General features: G+C 57.0%; 18 protein-coding genes. 5 read left to right on the top strand and 13 right to left on the bottom strand.

The features are described from left to right. Nucleotides 1-66 precede the first annotated feature (66 nt). Nucleotides 67-2,880, top strand: a complete 2,814-nt coding sequence (gene ppc, locus ACTFPK_RS03215; protein ID WP_394532997.1) for a phosphoenolpyruvate carboxylase — start codon at nt 67-69, stop codon at nt 2,878-2,880. A 233-nt stretch (nt 2,881-3,113) separates the two neighbouring features. Continuing rightward, on the top strand, nt 3,114-3,731 hold the full coding sequence (locus tag ACTFPK_RS03210) for a TetR/AcrR family transcriptional regulator (protein WP_284901310.1): 618 nt from the start codon (nt 3,114-3,116) through the stop codon (nt 3,729-3,731). Between the two features lie 194 nt (nt 3,732-3,925). Here the strand turns inward: ACTFPK_RS03210 and ACTFPK_RS03205 are convergent, their stop codons facing one another. Beyond that, on the bottom strand, nt 3,926-4,567 hold the full coding sequence (locus ACTFPK_RS03205) for an antibiotic biosynthesis monooxygenase family protein (RefSeq protein WP_284901312.1): 642 nt from the start codon (nt 4,565-4,567) through the stop codon (nt 3,926-3,928). 117 nt (nt 4,568-4,684) lie between these two features. Here ACTFPK_RS03205 and ACTFPK_RS03200 point away from each other — a divergent pair, with 117 nt between their 5' ends. From ACTFPK_RS03200 to ACTFPK_RS03190, 3 genes are read left to right on the top strand one after another with little or no spacing between them, the layout of a single operon-like run. Beyond that, complete coding sequence (locus ACTFPK_RS03200) at nt 4,685-5,425, top strand: AzlC family ABC transporter permease (RefSeq protein WP_394532996.1); 741 nt, start codon at nt 4,685-4,687, stop codon at nt 5,423-5,425. Then, nucleotides 5,422-5,742 (top strand): AzlD domain-containing protein, encoded by a 321-nt coding sequence (locus tag ACTFPK_RS03195; protein ID WP_016442778.1) that lies wholly within the window; start codon nt 5,422-5,424, stop codon nt 5,740-5,742. Before ACTFPK_RS03200 ends, ACTFPK_RS03195 begins: the two co-directional genes overlap by 4 nt. Before the next feature lie 59 nt (nt 5,743-5,801). Beyond that, nucleotides 5,802-7,106 carry a DUF6688 domain-containing protein gene (locus tag ACTFPK_RS03190; protein WP_394532995.1) on the top strand — a complete coding sequence of 435 codons (1,305 nt, stop codon included), beginning with the start codon at nt 5,802-5,804 and terminating at the stop codon, nt 7,104-7,106. Nucleotides 7,107-7,652: 546 nt separating this feature from the next. Here the strand turns inward: ACTFPK_RS03190 and ACTFPK_RS03185 are convergent. From ACTFPK_RS03185 to ACTFPK_RS03130, 12 genes are all read right to left on the bottom strand, one after another. Continuing rightward, nucleotides 7,653-8,009, bottom strand: a complete 357-nt coding sequence (locus ACTFPK_RS03185) for a hypothetical protein (RefSeq protein ID WP_439911063.1) — start codon at nt 8,007-8,009, stop codon at nt 7,653-7,655. Further along, on the bottom strand, nt 7,960-8,274 hold the full coding sequence (locus tag ACTFPK_RS03180; protein WP_284896917.1) for a polymorphic toxin type 50 domain-containing protein: 315 nt from the start codon (nt 8,272-8,274) through the stop codon (nt 7,960-7,962). Before ACTFPK_RS03180 ends, ACTFPK_RS03185 begins: the two co-directional genes overlap by 50 nt. 94 nt (nt 8,275-8,368) lie before the next feature. Further along, the gene (locus tag ACTFPK_RS03175) at nt 8,369-8,566 is read right to left on the bottom strand and encodes a hypothetical protein (RefSeq protein ID WP_439911062.1); all 198 of its coding nucleotides are present in this window, start codon (nt 8,564-8,566) and stop codon (nt 8,369-8,371) included. A gap of 8 nt (nt 8,567-8,574) precedes the next feature. Next, nucleotides 8,575-8,742 (bottom strand): hypothetical protein, encoded by a 168-nt coding sequence (locus tag ACTFPK_RS03170; RefSeq protein ID WP_439911060.1) that lies wholly within the window; start codon nt 8,740-8,742, stop codon nt 8,575-8,577. Further along, nucleotides 8,742-9,104, bottom strand: a complete 363-nt coding sequence (locus ACTFPK_RS03165) for a polymorphic toxin type 50 domain-containing protein (RefSeq protein WP_016442790.1) — start codon at nt 9,102-9,104, stop codon at nt 8,742-8,744. The genes ACTFPK_RS03170 and ACTFPK_RS03165 overlap by 1 nt, the downstream gene beginning before the upstream one ends. After that, complete coding sequence (locus tag ACTFPK_RS03160; protein ID WP_039898869.1) at nt 9,088-9,468, bottom strand: hypothetical protein; 381 nt, start codon at nt 9,466-9,468, stop codon at nt 9,088-9,090. The genes ACTFPK_RS03165 and ACTFPK_RS03160 overlap by 17 nt, the downstream gene beginning before the upstream one ends. Beyond that, nucleotides 9,452-9,730, bottom strand: coding sequence for a polymorphic toxin type 50 domain-containing protein (locus tag ACTFPK_RS03155; RefSeq protein WP_231366731.1), 279 nt, complete (start codon nt 9,728-9,730; stop codon nt 9,452-9,454). The genes ACTFPK_RS03160 and ACTFPK_RS03155 overlap by 17 nt, the downstream gene beginning before the upstream one ends. A gap of 434 nt (nt 9,731-10,164) precedes the next feature. Next, a complete protein-coding gene (rbsK, locus tag ACTFPK_RS03150; RefSeq protein ID WP_016442788.1) occupies nt 10,165-11,073 on the bottom strand; it encodes a ribokinase in 909 nt (302 codons plus the stop codon). After that, complete coding sequence (locus ACTFPK_RS03145) at nt 11,073-12,170, bottom strand: aldose 1-epimerase family protein (RefSeq protein WP_284883431.1); 1,098 nt, start codon at nt 12,168-12,170, stop codon at nt 11,073-11,075. The genes rbsK and ACTFPK_RS03145 overlap by 1 nt, the downstream gene beginning before the upstream one ends. A 56-nt stretch (nt 12,171-12,226) precedes the next feature. Continuing rightward, the gene (gene fucP / locus ACTFPK_RS03140; RefSeq protein ID WP_394532998.1) at nt 12,227-13,633 is read right to left on the bottom strand and encodes an L-fucose:H+ symporter permease; all 1,407 of its coding nucleotides are present in this window, start codon (nt 13,631-13,633) and stop codon (nt 12,227-12,229) included. Between the two features lie 119 nt (nt 13,634-13,752). Then, entirely contained in the window at nt 13,753-14,427 is a 675-nt protein-coding gene (deoC, locus tag ACTFPK_RS03135) for a deoxyribose-phosphate aldolase (RefSeq protein WP_284883429.1), read from the bottom strand. Nucleotides 14,428-14,759: 332 nt separating this feature from the next. Further along, nucleotides 14,760-15,731, bottom strand: coding sequence for a sugar-binding transcriptional regulator (locus ACTFPK_RS03130; RefSeq protein WP_284896896.1), 972 nt, complete (start codon nt 15,729-15,731; stop codon nt 14,760-14,762). Nucleotides 15,732-15,863: the final 132 nt, after the last annotated feature.

The raw sequence follows: 15,863 nt of genomic DNA, 5'->3' as shown, positions 1-15,863 counted from the left end.
ACGCCACAGCTGTGCCTAGCCCGATACCGTGACGGTGAAATCCCCAAGGAGAGGCGAGTAGATCTAGTGAGCCACGACCAAGATATTCAGCTCCACGACTCCGTTGACCGCACCACGGCCCGCTCCACTGAAGATTTTGACGCCCCGTTGCGCGCGGTTGTGCGGCGCCTGAGCACGATGCTCGGTCAAGAAATCGCCCAGCAGCACGGGGAAGAAACCCTCGACCTTATTGAAAAAGTTCGCGCGGCTGCGCGTGACCTAGATTCGGAGACGGCGGCTTCGGAAGTGCAGCGCTCCCTGGATGATATGTCCACGGATACCGCCATTATTCTCACCCGCGCTTTCGCGGAATATTTCCTGCTGGCCAATGCCGCGGAACAAACGTTCCGTATCAAGGTTATCGGCGATAAAGAGCCGGCCGAATCCTGGGTGCCGCGCGCAATTTCCCGGATCTATGACGCGGTCGGGCTGGAAGGCCTGCAAAAAACCGTTGATTCGCTTGATATTCGCCTTGTTTTTACCGCTCACCCCACCGAAGCGCAGCGGCGCGCCGTGCTCACCAAGCTACGCCGCGTCTCGGAAATTGTAGAGACGGAAACGGAAGAAGGCAGTGAAGAACGCGCCCGCCAAGATCGCGAACTCGCCTCGGTGATGGAGAGTATCTGGCTCACGGACGAATTGCGCCGGGTACAGCCCACTCCTCTGGACGAAGCCCGCAATGTCATGTGGTATCTGCGCAGTCTCTACACGGATACCCTTCCCGATGTCATCACGGATTTCCGTGACGAACTGGAACGTTACGGTGCCCGCCTTCCGGAAGACGCAGTGCCGATTCGTTTCGGATCCTGGATCGGTGGGGACCGTGACGGAAATCCTTACGTCACGGCAGATGTCACCGCCGATGTGTTGCGGTTGCAGTCCAGCACCGCTATCGATATTGCGGTGTGGTTCGTCAACCGCGCGATGCTCAGCTTGTCCATTTCCTCGCGTCTTTCGGGTGACGACGCCGCACTGCTGGCTTCTCTGGAAGAGGACTTCCGCTTCCCGGACCTTGTGGATGAAGATTCGCGGGCTCTTTACGCGGAAGAACCCTACCGGCTCAAACTCGGCGCTATTCGCTCCAAACTCAATAATACGAAGGTGCGCATTACCACCGGGGCTGAGCACATTCCCGGCCATGATTACGCAACCGGATCGGAAATTCAGGAAGAATTCCAGCTGCTCCGCGATGCGCTGCGCCGCCACGGCGCGGAACGGGTAGCCGATGGGCTGCTCGCCACCGCCCAGCAGATTATTCACGGGATGGGCCTAGGGCTAGTCATTTTGGATGTCCGGGAGCATTCCGAGAAGCATTTTGAACTGCTGAGTGAATTGTTCAATCGCTTTGGTGGGCTGGAGGCGGATTACGCAACGCTGAGCCGCGAAGAACGCACCGTGCTGCTGGGACGGGAACTGGCTTCGGCACGCCCGCTGGCCCCCGCGCTCATTAACACCGATGATTCGCCGCTCACCGCGAGTTCGCAAAAGACTTTCGAGGTGTTCCGGGCGATTCGCCAGGCCCATAAGATATACGGGACCGACGCCATCACCACCTATTTGGTCTCCATGACCCACGGCCCCGATGACATCCTCTCCGTGGCCCTGTTGGCTCGCGAAGCCGGGATTATCGATCTGGAAAGCGCGGAGAAACGCGCAGATCTGGGATTCGCTCCTTTGCTGGAAGAAGTGCCGGAACTGCGCCGGGCCGGGGATATCCTCGATACCCTCCTTTCCGATCCTTCCTATCGGGAAATTGTGCGGCTGCGGGGTAACCGTCAGGAAGTAATGCTGGGCTACTCCGATTCCAATAAAGATGCGGGTGTGGTGACCTCCCAGTGGGAGATTCACCAGGCCCAGCGTCAATTGCGCGACGTCGCCGCACGCCACGGCGTGACCCTGCGGCTCTTCCACGGCCGCGGTGGCTCGGTGGGGCGCGGGGGCGGACCCACCTATGACGCAATTTTGTCTCAGCCCTACGGTGTCCTGGACGGGGAAATTAAGTTCACAGAACAGGGCGAGGTCATTTCCGATAAATACACGCTGCCGGCCCTGGCACGAGAGAATCTCTCCCTCACCCTGGCTGCCGTGATGGAGGCCTCCGCCCTGCACCGCGAACCGCGCAATAGCAATGTGTCGCTCAGCCGTTATGACGAAGTCATGGATTTCCTTAGCGGTGCTGCGTATCAGCGCTATCGGGTTCTTGCCGATGATCCCGATTTGCCTGAATACTTCGTGACCTCCACTCCGGTGGAATTGCTGGGCGATCTTAATATCGGATCACGTCCTTCCAAGCGCACCACCTCGGAAAAGGGCTTGGATGGCCTGCGAGCTATTCCCTGGGTTTTCGGGTGGACCCAATCCCGCCAGATCGTTCCGGGATGGTTCGGCGCTGGTTCTGGGCTCCGGGCTGCTCGCGAAGCCGGTTACGGTGAGGATTTGAAGAAGATGGTGCGCGGTTGGCAGTTCTTCCGCACCACGATGTCCAATATCGAGATGACCCTGGCGAAAACTGATATGGATATTGCAGGGCATTACGTACGTACCTTGGTGCCTGAGCGTCTCCACCATATCTACGCGGAGATTCGCGAAGAATATGAGCTGACGGTGCGTGAACTTGAGGCCCTGCTGGCTGAGGATGACCTTCTTGATACCCAACCGGTTCTCCAGCGTACCTTGCGTATCCGTGACCAGTATCTCAAGCCCATCCATTACCTCCAGGTGGCGCTACTGGCGCGGGTTCGGGCTGATGCGGCTTCGGGCAAGGAGCAATCAGCTGATGAGCAGCGTGCTCTGCTCACCACGATTAACGGGATCTCCGCTGGAATGAAGAACACGGGATAAGCGTTAAGAAAACCGAATGAAGCGTGCGGCGAACTCACCGCGCGAGATGAGGCTCAGTACCGACAAGGGCGCCGGTGCTGAGCCTCATTTTTATCCGGGCACCTTTTGAATGGCGGCGGCGCATGGGGGTATCGGAACTCGTTGCTGCGAGCACCACCCCGGTTTCCCCATTTGTTAAGAAAAAACCTGTGTTTCGAGCGACACCGGAGTTATTTTTACACTAAACTGAAACCGTGGAACGAACGCATGGAAGAAAAGTGGGTAGGAAGCAACGCTTCAACGCTGACGATGTTATTCGGGCAGCGAAGGAGGTTGGCGTCTTTACCTTCACTATGAGTGATATAGCAAGCAAGATCGGCGTCGCGACCCCCGCGGTGTACCGCCTCTACGATGGCCGCCAAGACATTGTGGATGCAGTCGTTCGGCGTGCCGCCGATGAAACACCAATCGTGCTGGCGGGCACAGATTGGCACGATGCCATTGAGCAGGCAGATGCGAATCTGCGGCGCACCCTGGATGATTTCGTGGGTCTGGGTGAGGTGCTGCTGTGTAACCCGAAATTGACGGTGCACTTTGCCCGTCAGCTCCAAGGGCTCTCCCGGGCACTGGAAGATGGCGGTTTTTCGCATCGCAAGGCAGTGGCTTTCGCATTTATGGCAACCGGGCGAACTATTCTCCACTATGTTACGGAAAAGGCTTTCCGTAATATCGATCTGGAGGGTCTGGATGTCATGGAGAAAACCGGGCCGGATCTGATTCCCTTCCTCGAGGATGCGGCGGAGGATCCCGCGGGCGCTCTGGACGGATACGAAGCAGTGCTGCTCCGATATCTGGAAGACCGGGAGCGCTAGGCGCGGCCTTTTGCTGTAGTTGCGGGGCTGGAACACGACACCAGCTAGCGCACAAGAATCAACCTGTACACGGGCGGGTACCGAGGAAACGGTACCCGCCCCTTAGTTTGCCAGGCGGACATCATTCTTCCTGAATGATGTCCGTGTTTCCACAGCATCGTCCTCACCTCGCGCCTCAGCCCCGCATCCAGGACCTACCGCTTGGTGCTCTGCTGCACCACTGCGTACCCGTGCAGGGTCACGTCCAAGCCCCGATTCTTGGGCTGATCCGCGGTGTTATGCGGAGCACGTTCCCGGGCCTCAGCCCAGGCATCGTAAGAATCCTGCGAATCCCAGCCGGTGACCACGTAGTACTCCTCCACTCCGCGCACCGGGCGCCACAGCTCGAAGAAGGAGAACCCGGGCGCCGCATCCACGGCTGCTTTGCGCGCCGCGAAGCGCTGCTCAATAACCTTCTCCATCCCGGGAAGGAAGGATAGCGCTACAAGAGAAACAAAACCCGCCTGCGGGGTTTCCCCGTGCTCGACTTCGGGAAGATTGACTACATCAAATTCGAGCAGCTGCGCGCTCAGGTCCGCATGGGCAGCCGCGTGGCGGTTCTCCTCCATCTTGCGCGGATGTGCCGTTGGATCGCTACACCACGCGGTGAAATCTTCCTCGGACTCCCATTCGGTGACCACAAGGTAGCGCTCACCTTCGTTGAGTGGGCGCAGCAACCGGAAGGATAGGAAACCGGGCCGCTGATCAACGGCGCCTTCGCGCGCTGCAAAACGCGCTTCGAAGTGCTCGCCAGCACCTTCCGGAACAGAAATAGCATTGATTTTCACGACGGTCATGGAGGCTCCTTCACCTTGAACAATGGGACCTGCACCATAGTAACTCTCTTGGCGCCCCGCGCTCCGCATCGTGGAAACTTCACCCTCCGCTCCCCCGCCAGTGCCACAATAGGGCGCATGCCTTCCCACGTATCAGATGTACGCTTCGGAGCACAGATGGCCGCGGGCGCTGGCCTGGGAATGATCCCCCTGGGCATGGCCTTCGGACTTCTTGTCATCCAGTACGGCCAACCGTGGTGGTTAGCGCCCGCGCTGTCCTTCTTTATTTATTCCGGCTCGGCTGAGCTGCTCGCCGTCGCCCTCATTAGCGCACACGCACCGGTCCTCACGATTCTCCTCACCATCTTTTTCGTGAACGTACGTCACGTTTTTTACGCGTTTTCGTATCCCATCACGCAGCTCGCCCACCCGCTTGCCCGCATGTATTGCATCTACTCCCTCACCGACGAAACCTACGCGATCACCACCTCACATCCGGGCGTCTGGAACCAACGCCGGCTCATCTCTCTCCAAGCTGTGCTCCAGGCATGCTGGGTTGGTGGCGGACTACTGGGAGTGGCGATTGGCGGATTCCTTCCCGGTCAGATTCGTGGTGTTAATTTTGCGCTCGTCGCCCTTTTCATCGTCCTCGCCCTGGACGCTTTCCACGCACGCCGCGATATTCCCGGCGTGCTCGGTGCCGGCCTCGCGTTCCTGCTCGCGCAGCTATGTGCGCCGAGCGCCCTTCTGCCCGTCGCGATGAGTCTTTTCGCGCTGTTCTTGGTGGTGCGTTTCGTGGTGCGCACTCGTGTCAAGAAGAACGACGACGCCGCACCTTCCCCGGGGGGCGCAGCAGGCGAGGTAGGTGATTTGCGATGACTGGCTATCTCCTGGCTGTCCTGCTCGGCTCTTTGGCTCTCATGCTGTGCCTGCGCGGGATTCCCTTCCTCATTTTGCATCCGCTGCGCCGCTCGCGCCTGGTTCGAGCGCTCTCGGTCTGGCTCCCGGTGGGGGTGCTGGTAATTTTGGCGCTGGCGATGGTACGCAACGAAGTCCTTCCGGTGTCTGCTGAATCTGTGCTGCACGTGAGCGTAGCCAGCGCCGTCACGATCCTGGCGCACGAGCTTTCTGGGCGCCGCATGCTCGTTTCCCTCGCCGCCGGTACCCTCACCTACATCGGCTTGCTAGCGATCTAGAATCTGGGGTGACGCTTGCGCCACCGGGGGCAAGCGGAAGACGGCTGAGGAGGATCCGGATGTCTCAGGCCCGCAAGCGTAGTTTCGTGAAGCGGCACCCCTACCTCACGCAGATTTTTCTTGCCTATGTTATTGCAGTCCCCGGGTATCTCCTCTATACCGCATATACGGGACAGCTTAACCCGGGGGCTTCGTGGGACCCTCAAGCTTTCATTTTTCTTTCGGTTTTCTTCGCCCTCCTCCCCTGGGTGACCACGTACCCGGTTATTCTCACCTGTTACCAGGTGATCGCGCTCATCACCGCAATACGGGGGAAGCCGCTGCCGGTTCTAGACGTAGCGCATGATGTCTGGACTATCTTTCTAGCGCTTAGTTTCCATTTGGCCGCTATCTCGATGAGATACAGGGTGGTCTTTTATGCCGATTGGTCGGAGCAACTCGTCAATGACCAGACGCATACGCCGGTCCACACTGATTTTCAGCCATTTTTAGTGCTGCTGTGCATCGTCTGCTCGGTAGCTTTTCTTTACGTGCGGCTCAAGCCGCTCAGCCAGATCCCGCCACTTCTCACGGTTCTCTGCTTCTCGTGCATCTATCTTGGCAACGCGATTGTTATCGTATGGACTATTCAAACATTCCGGCCTGGGGGACCTGAAAATCTCATCCTGTTGTTGCCGGTCACCGCGGTAGTGTTGATCTCCGCGAAAACAATCATCGTGAAAATCCACGAATTTCATCGCCAAGAGCTCCGAGAGCCCCGGGAGACACCGGAAAGCCGGGAGATCGGATCAGGCGTGCTCGCCTACCTGGAAAACATTCTTTCCCATGCCCGAACCTGGCCGCTGCTCGCTCTGCTCGGCCTGATACCCGTGCTGGGTATCTTCCTCCTTATTCTGGTGCTCTTCGGCCAGGAACCAAACGCCGCCATCAAAGCCTTCACGGAAACAAGCGATTGGACGCTTTCGCAGCGAATCTCCCCGCCCAATACCTACTACGACGAGCACTATTTATGCACCGTGGCAGCAGGCGGGCACCCGGCAGTGGTGAAACCGATCCGGGACGGAGTACGCGGCGGGCATCGCATCACCGTGAATCGCCAGCTTCTTATCGCGAATGCCTTCGAACAGGTTCTGGAAGAAAAGACACCAAGAGTGCACCGGGCGATCCGCAGGTTCTATAACCGTTATGGCTTCCCGCTCTCGCGGCTCATCCGTACCCGCCTGGCAGCGGACATCGTATGGCTCTCCATGAAACCCCTGGAATGGCTGTTCCTGGCAATTATTTACCTTGTTGATACCTGCCCGGAGGACCGCATCGCAATCCAGTACACCGGCCGCCGCCGCGAGGACTTCACCGCCGGGTAATGTCAAGCGCAAGTTAAAACCGCCCGAATAGCGCCATACGAATTGCACGCCTAGCGCAAGGAAAAATGCACACCGAGCACCAGTCCCTGGGGATGGGGTATGTGTTTTCAGAGCTGTACTGCTCTTGTCGTACATGCGAAGTACATCCCGGAAAAACATACCTTCTTCGCCGGCGTGGGGCGGCGTGGAGGGGGAAGTCGGCGTGTGAGTACGAGACATCTCTTCCCGCAGGGTGTGCGTAAGGGATGCGAAAATGTTCTGAAACCATGCTCTTTCACACACTTTATTTGCGGGCGCTGTTCACGGTAGTTCCGGGCCGGAACACTTTGTTTCCGGGGACGGTTCATGCGGCTCCGTAAATGCAGTGGGGGGGGGGGGGGGGGGGGGGGGGGGGGGGGGGGCGCCGGGGGGGGGGGGGGGGGGGGGGGGGGGGGGGGGGGGGGGGGGGGGGGGGGGGCGGGGGGGGGGGGGTGTATCGAGGGGGGGGGAGGGCGAGCCAGCCCGAGCAGTCTCATCGTTGCTCATCAGCAGCTTTCGAAAACCTGACTAAATGAGCCAAGTCAGGTTTGAAGGTGGATAGAGCACAACACCGTTCGTGATGTCGATAATTTTTTCGGGGAAGTCGCGGTAATCGAGCGAAAGGTATTGGTTGAGGCGTCTGGGGCCATCGTGAACAATACTCACGATCTCAATCGCAACAACGAAGAATTCATCGTATCTAGGATCGTCCATTTCAATTCCAAGCTCGCCGGCATTATCACTTTCGAATGCCGCGAAAAAAATACCTATGTATTCCTCACCATCGGCAAAAACAATGCGATAGTACACATCCGGATGATCCCAGTAGTAGCCCTCAAGAACATCTACTTGGTCTCGTTCCTCTGGATGGGTGATGCCGGTCATTTACTCTTCCTCTTTGTATGCGTGGCGGGAACGATGTGTGCACCACTCCTTGAATAGTGGATATTTGCCCGAGTTGTCGGTTGCCCAACTTTTGGTGCCGGGAACGATAAATGCCGATCACTACCCCAAAGTCAACAACCTCTTTATTCGAGTTATTGGGCAAGCGGGATCCGTAGCCAGCGTGCCGTAAAACGAGCTTCTGGATCGTCACGATGTCTAAAGTGACTGCGGAACGGTGAGGTTCGTATTCGGGCTGGCCGGGCATGTGCTTAGCCTGCGTGCCGAAATGAATCTCGGTCGTGAAGCCGTAAACCTCACGGAACTTCAGCTTATGGTACGGAATCAACTTGCTACGTGGTTTACCCATATGCTTCTTCCGATTCCTTCGGTGGATTTACCTGGTAGACCACGGTGTTGTTCGTGATGTCGATAATTCTCTCGGCAAAGTCCCGATAGTCGATGGACAAGTACTGGCTGTATCGGCGCGGACCGTCATGGATAATCTCACGGATCTCAAATACCAGAACATGAAACTCGTCGTAACGGGGATCGTCCATTTCGATGTCTAGTTCACCGGCGTTGTCGCTTTCAAAGGCGGTGAAGTAGACTGCGCGGTAACATTCACCATTGGAAAAGCGATCTCGTAAACGGCATCAGAATGTTCGTTGTCATAATCCCACACAACCCCAAATTGGCTGTATTCTTCAGGGTGGAAAAAGTTATCGTGTCCCATTATCTCCTCCTAGGATCTGCTAGTACTAAGTGCGCTCCGTTTTTGGAATAGTGAATCGTAGCCCAGGTTGTGGGCAGACCTGGATCGGAACTGCTATACCGATACATGCCAATAACCTGTTCGAAATTGACGATCTCCTTATTCGGACTGGATTCATAACGTTTGCCGTCACCGGCGTACCGTAAAACAAGACGCTGGATCGTGAGAATATCTACCGTGACAGGCGAACGTGACGGATCGTATTCGGGCTGGCCGGGCATGTGCTTAGCCTGCCTGCCGAAATGAATCTCGGTCGTGAAGCCGTAAACCTCACGGAACTTCAGCTTATGGTACGGAATTAACTTGCTACGTGGTTTCCCCATATGACTCCTCCGAATCCTTCGGTGGATTTACCTGGTAGACCACGGTGTCATTCGTGATGTCGATAATCTTCTCCGGAAAGTCCCGGTAATCAAGTGACAGGTATTGGTTGAGGCGTCTGGAACCATCGTGCAAGATCTCTTGGATTTCGATATCAACAACGAAGAACTCATCGTACTCGGGATCATCCATCTCTATCCCGAGCTCTCCGGCATTATCGCTTTCGTAAGCTGTATCGAAAACACCGATATATTCTTCACCATCTGAAAAAGCGATGTGGTAGCGCGCATTTTGATGATTCCAGTGGTATTCCTCCAGATGACCTGCCTGCAAATGTTCTTCGGGATGGTCAATTTTTGGACGCATGGTCTTCCTCCCTTGGCGCAGCAGGAACAATATGAGCTCCTGTCTTTGAATAGTGAATATTTACCCACGTCGTCGGGACTGATCGCGTGGAATTGAGGGAGCGGTAGTTTCCTATAGTCACTCCAAAATTCACGGTTTCCTTGTTCGAGTTTTTGCCGCGAAGAGTGCCCCTGCCGGCATGACGTAGAACAAGTCTTTGGATGGTGAGAATATCGACCGTAACAGGTGAACGTGACGGATCGTATTCAGGCTGGCCGGGCATATGTTTAGCCTGCCTGCCAAAATGAACTTCAGTGGTGAACCCGTAGACTTCGGGAAACTTGAGCTTGTGATAGGGAATGAGCTTGCTTCGCGGCTTACCCATTCACACCCCCGATACAAAATCAGTACAACTTTTCAGAAAAAGGTGTAGGTTTATGGGATGGTTTTGTAAATAGTATTCATAGCCAGCTTCTAGCTGGTCTATATGCCGCTCCTGGCGTCACCAATATTGTATGTATGCGGTTATGCTTTTGACTAGCACATTAGGATATAGTGCGTAATGTCACATGCAATTATTTATCGTACGCCCTTATATCAATGGCGCACTAACACAGCAGCGGCCAGGAAGCTCCCGAAAGAGCCCCTGGCCGCCACTTTCTACGCGCCTTTCACCGCGGGGATATAACCGAGTTCGATCCTATTCCATACCGCCGTTTAGTTGCGCAGGAGAGCGAATTCCTCCTTGCTGGCGTAGGAGGTTTGGGTGCCGCGCTTCGTTACCGAATCGGCAGCGTAGCGATTGGCCATCCGCAAGGAATACTCGATATCGCCGGTGGCCACCACGTAATGCGAGAAGCACCCGATAAAGGCATCGCCTGCGCCGGTGGTATCCACCGCCTCCACCGGCGTTGCCGGCAACAGCATATCCACGCCCTCGGCCACCCAGAGCACTCCCCTACCGCCGAGCGTCACAATAACGTTGCGCATGCCCGCCTCCAGCAACGTATGCGCGGCATTGCGAACATCCGGGATAGTTTCTACCGGCATCCCGGTGAGCAGCGATAGCTCACTTTCATTGGGTGTGAAATAGGTGCAGGCTCGCACCCGGGAGAGCAGCAGATCCGGCTGGGCTGGCGCCGGGTTGAGAAGCACATCAATTCCGTGTTTCACCCCGAATTCAATAGCGTAATAGACCGTTTCCAGGGGAATCTCCAGCTGCAAAACGATCAGTTTGCACTTGGAAATATCCGCGGCCGCGGCATCAATATCAGCCGGAGTCAGCAAGGAATTAGCACCCTGCACAATAATGATCGAATTCTGGGAATCCGGATTGACGAAAATAGGAGCCACCCCCGATGTTGCCGCGGTACGCATCACGTAGGTGGTATCAATCCCGTTGCGCTCGAAATTCGCAACCGTGTTATCGGCAAAGAGGTCATTACCCACCCGGGTCACCATCCGCACCGCCGAACCTAGGCGTGCGGCAGCCACCGCCTGATTGGCTCCCTTTCCACCGCAGCCGAGTGCAAAATCGGGCGCCTCCACGGTTTCGCCATCGCCGGGCATGCGGTTGATATAGGAAATAAGATCGACCATATTCGAGCCGATTACTGCGATATCCATTAGTGTGCCTCTTCTGCTGTATCGTTCTTCGCGCTGCGGGAATTAGAAAGCTCCGCGGCCTGCACTTCCGGTACCAGGCCAGTATGGACCCGGAAACTCCGGGTTCCACCAGGTTCCACCCAGATAAGAGTGCCGGCCCCCTTAGCAGCCAAGAAACCTTCAGGCCGGCTGGTTCCCGGAAGAACAAAAGCAGCCACCTGCTGGTCTAAAGTCCAGAGGATCCACCGGGTCGCCACGGGGAATTGCGCCGTCGAAAATTCTGTGAAGAAAGCGTGCCCCTCAGGGGCAGCAAGCTCAAAACGCGCGCTCTGCCCGTAGCGGGGCAGATCATCGGCGAAGTACACGATCTCCGGATTGAAGCTCTCCGCACCTTCCAAGGAATCCGCATCAATGTCACCGGCGATAATCCGGTTATTCAACTCGGTCCATTCCGGCGTGGGCGTTACGTGCGCGGGAATGGAGCGGCGCAAGTGGAAACTACCCGCCGGGAGCGACTGGCGCATGATGCCGCCGGGCACGAAAGCATAATTCATATGGCACATGTACTGGAGCGGCATCGGCTGGCAGGGAGAAAGATTCTCCACATCCATACCGATGGTGAAATCGGTGGCCCCGGCACCCAGTGAAACCGTGGGCGTGGCGCGGTAATGATCGCCAAATCCACGTGCGTATTCATAGGTGGAGGCGAGCCGAATAGCGCCGTCGTTCCCACAACCATCGATCTCGATCCAGGCACGATCCATCGTGGCGCAAGAAAATTCCCCGTGCAGCACGTGAGTATCGTCCGGGCTCGGGCAGCCAGCCGCAAGCAATCCGGAATGGAAAGCGAAACAGCCGTAGGTATCAGAAATCTCGCGGGCGGGGCGCGGCTGATTGAACATATTTTTCATGCGCAGCGAGATGCCGTCAAAATTGGCATCCCAGATGATGCCGCCCATAAACGGAAGAACCTCAATATATCCGCGCGAATTATGCACGGTGAGCGCAGCAACGCCCGAAGGATAGCGCTGCGCAATCACCCGAAACTCTGGGGATTCGGCTAGGCAGCGCGGTGCCTCGGTGAACTGATCCTCACGCAGATTAATAGTGAACGTCATAATGATCTCCTTTGTTCATAACAGTGACGTCTCAAAAACGCGACAGGCAGGCGCTGTCAGGCCGCGGCGCCCGCGCGATCTTTACGATAAATAGAGAAGAAGTAGATGAGCACCGCCACGAAGCAGCACAGCGACACGATGAAGGAGGTTTGCATCGACCCGGTCTTATCAGAGACCAACCCTTGAATAACGGGTATCACCGCGCCGCCGATAATCGACATAACAATAACGGCGCCACCGGTTTCCGTATGCCGCTTATCCTCGATGGCGTCGAGGGTACGCGAATAAATAGTGGCCCAGCACGGCCCGAACAGCCCGGAGGTCACGATGGCGGCGTAAACCGCCGTCATATTCGGCACCAGCACCACGTAGCTGAGGGCAGCCACCCCGGCCAGGGAATACAGCACGAGGACCAGGTTTTCGTTCAGCTTCGTCATGAGAATATTCGCGATGAATTTCCCGGTAAAGAAAGCCGCGAAAGCCCACACCATATAGTTACTGGCGGTGCGTTCATTAATGGAAGTATCGAGGGTGAGGGCGAGGCGAATCGTGAAGGACCACACCGCCGTCTGCATACCTACGTAGAGGAACTGGGTGAGAATCCCGGTGCCGAAGCGCTTATTGTGGAGAAGATAGCGGAGCGTTTCGCCGATGGAAGCGCGGGACTGGTGGTGCGCGGCGTTGAGCGGTTTACACGACGGCAATTGCGTAAGCGCCACCAGAATAAGTACGACGGCGAGCACTAGAATAATGAACCTATAAGGCTGCAAAGTGCGCTGGAGCATCTCCTGCGCAAATTGAGTTTTCTCCAGGCCGCTCAGATCATCAAGCTGCTTATGTAGCGCCTCCCCTTCCGTGAAAATCAGGTATTTACCGAGCAGAATTCCGAAAATGGAGCCCAGCGGATAGAAGGTTTGGGAAATATTGAGGCGCAGAGTGGCGGTGCGCCGCGGGCCAATCATAGTGGAATAGGTATTGCAGGAGGTCTCCAGGAAGGAAAGCCCGGTCGCAATAGCGAAAAGCGCTGCCAGGAAAACGGAATAGGTTGCCATATGGGAGGCCGGGAAGAACATCGTGCAGCCGATGATATAGCAGCTCAGGCCCACCAAGATCCCTGTTTTATACGACCATTTCCGGATCACCCGCGAAGCGGGGATGGCCAGCAGGAAGTACCCGCCATAAAAGGCTGATTGCACGAAAGCGGAGGCGAAATCAGAGAGCTCGAAAATTGATTTGAATTGGGTAATGAGCACGTCATTGAGGGACGCCGCCGCTCCCCACAATGGGAAACAAATGGAAATAAGAATGTATTGGAGCAGCGGAGTGCGGTTGAGATAACCGTCGCGCAGCTGGAGGGAGGGATCTTTAATGAGGCCGAAGCTGGTATTGGGAACTCCGGATTCTTCTTCGTGCGGTTTTAGTGTGGTCCGCAGTGGGGCGTCATTGCCCGATTTTCCTGACATGACTAGTCCTTCTTTTGTCAAAGTTCGCCCGCGGGTGGTGGGTTGCGGCGTCGCTGCCACCCCACCACCCGGAAGGGAATATTCGTTTTTTCGGTTGGTACGTGTGCTCGTGCTGGTGTTTAGCGCTGTAATTCGGCGAGGATCTGAACTCCGGCGGAAGCCCCGATGCGATTGGCTCCGGCTTCCACCATGGCGCGGAAATCAGCGGCGCTGCGGATCCCGCCGGCCGCTTTCACCCCCATCTCTTCCCCTACAGTTGCCCGCATGAGCGCGACGGCGTGTTCCGTTGCCCCACCAGAGGAAAAGCCCGTTGAGGTTTTTACGAAATCCGCTCCGGCACGTTGGGCAGCCCGGCAGGCGTGCACGATCTCATCATCGCTGAGCAGGCAGATCTCAATAATCACCTTGACCAGTGCGGCGGGCTGAGCTGCACCCACTACCGCGGCGATATCCGTTTCCACATCCTCCCAGCGTCCATCGCGTGCCGCACCCAGGTCCATGACCATATCTACTTCGGTAGCTCCATGCGCGATAGCATCGCGAGTCTCGAAAGCTTTGGTTGCCGAAGTACTGGCCCCCAAGGGGAATCCAATAACGGTGCACACCTTGACGCCACTACCCGCAAGGCGGGCCGCGCAAGTTTCCACCCACACCGGGTTAACGCATACCGATGCTGTTCCCAGGTCGCGGGCCTGGGAGCACAGTTCCTCAATCTCGCCGCGGCGTGCATCGGCTCGCAAGAGTGTGTGGTCGATGAGCTGTGCGGGATGTGGATAATGATCGAGAGCGGGCATCATGACTCCTTTGTATGTTTCCCACCGTGATTCACGCTGATAGCGGGAAACTCCACCACCGTAGTCTCCCCTAGCAGTCTCACGCTACTGATATAACACCGTTCCCGGTGTTCACGAGTGAATCTAGGCGAGAGCCCCACTTGCGCGCCATGCGCTACCCCGCGCTTCGGCAGCGTATAGAACGGCGTCAGCTTGCGGGAAAACCACTGTGGCGCGGTTACGGAGCGCGCATATTGCCACCGATGTTCGCGAAAGGAACATTTGTTACACGGCAGCTTAGCCTTGTTATCCCTCAGCCGTTCAACTTCGGATCACTGCGTTCAGGCTTATCATCAGGCCATCATCGTCAAAGCCCGCGCGGTCCCAACATCGGTAACCAGGCGGGACACATAGCCATTGGCCAAGGCTGCATAAATAGCCTGGAGTTTATCCGGCCCGCCGGCCACCAGGATCTTTTGCTCCTTTTCGCGCAACTCGGGCAGGCTAATCCCGGTGGCACGATTATTGAGATCCGGAAGGCACACCCGGCCCTGCGCGGTAATGAAATGGGTGCAAATATCACCGACCGAGGTGGTGAGCAGGCGCGTCATATCGGCATCCTCCAGGCGGAAACCGGCCAAATAGGCCAGATTGGAGCGAGCATCCCCCACGGTGTAGAGAACCACCCGGGTACTGGCCCGCTGCGTGCGCGTAGCTCGCAAGCGCGCCTTCACGCCCGGATCTTCACGTTGCTGAGCACTGAGAAAAGCCGGGAGCTGGAAATACACGGCCTGCCCGCCACAGGAGGCGGCAATGCGTTCCATCACCATCGTTTCATCAATGGTGCGCACGCATGCGCCGATACAGCACGTCAGCTGAATAATCGCCACGCCTTTACGCGGAATACGAGGCATATGGCGGGAGACCGCTTCGGTCGTGCGCGAGAGGCAGATGCCGATAGCGTCGCCGTCACGAATCTGTTCGCTGAGCACCTGCGCGCCCACCCGCCCGAGGGCCTCGCGCATATCTTCCGGCGCGGAACTGGGCGGGCTGACCAGGCGCACATCCAGTAAATTGAAGCGCTCGCTCAAACGCGCGCATAGGAAAGCATCATCTTCGCGCGGATCATTGACGGTAATCCGCACAAAACCGCGTTTGCGGGCGTGGCTGAGCAACTTGGAGATCGTGGAGCGGGCCAGGTGCATACGCTGGGCGACCTCGTCCTGGCTGAGTCCGGAGTAATACAGTTTTGCGGCGTCAAGCGCATCAATATCCCGAGTAGAAAGACCAGAGTCCACGTGCACCACCTCGTCGTCGTACCTCACCACCGCTAGTGTAAGCGAGGCTTCCCGCGCACGTAACAACGCAGTCGCCGCGGCGTCGTTCCACCCGGGACCTGTGATTACACCGGGGCGCGGCCTTAGCGTTAGGATGGAGAGCGGCGTCGGTAAGGGCAC

The sequence above is a fragment of the Actinotignum sp. UMB0459 genome (assembly GCF_051905915.1).
Classification (GTDB): Bacteria; Actinomycetota; Actinomycetes; order Actinomycetales; family Actinomycetaceae; genus Actinotignum; species Actinotignum sanguinis.
The sequence above is the reverse complement of the archived record's forward strand: the minus strand, read 5'-3'. Positions and strand labels throughout refer to the sequence as shown.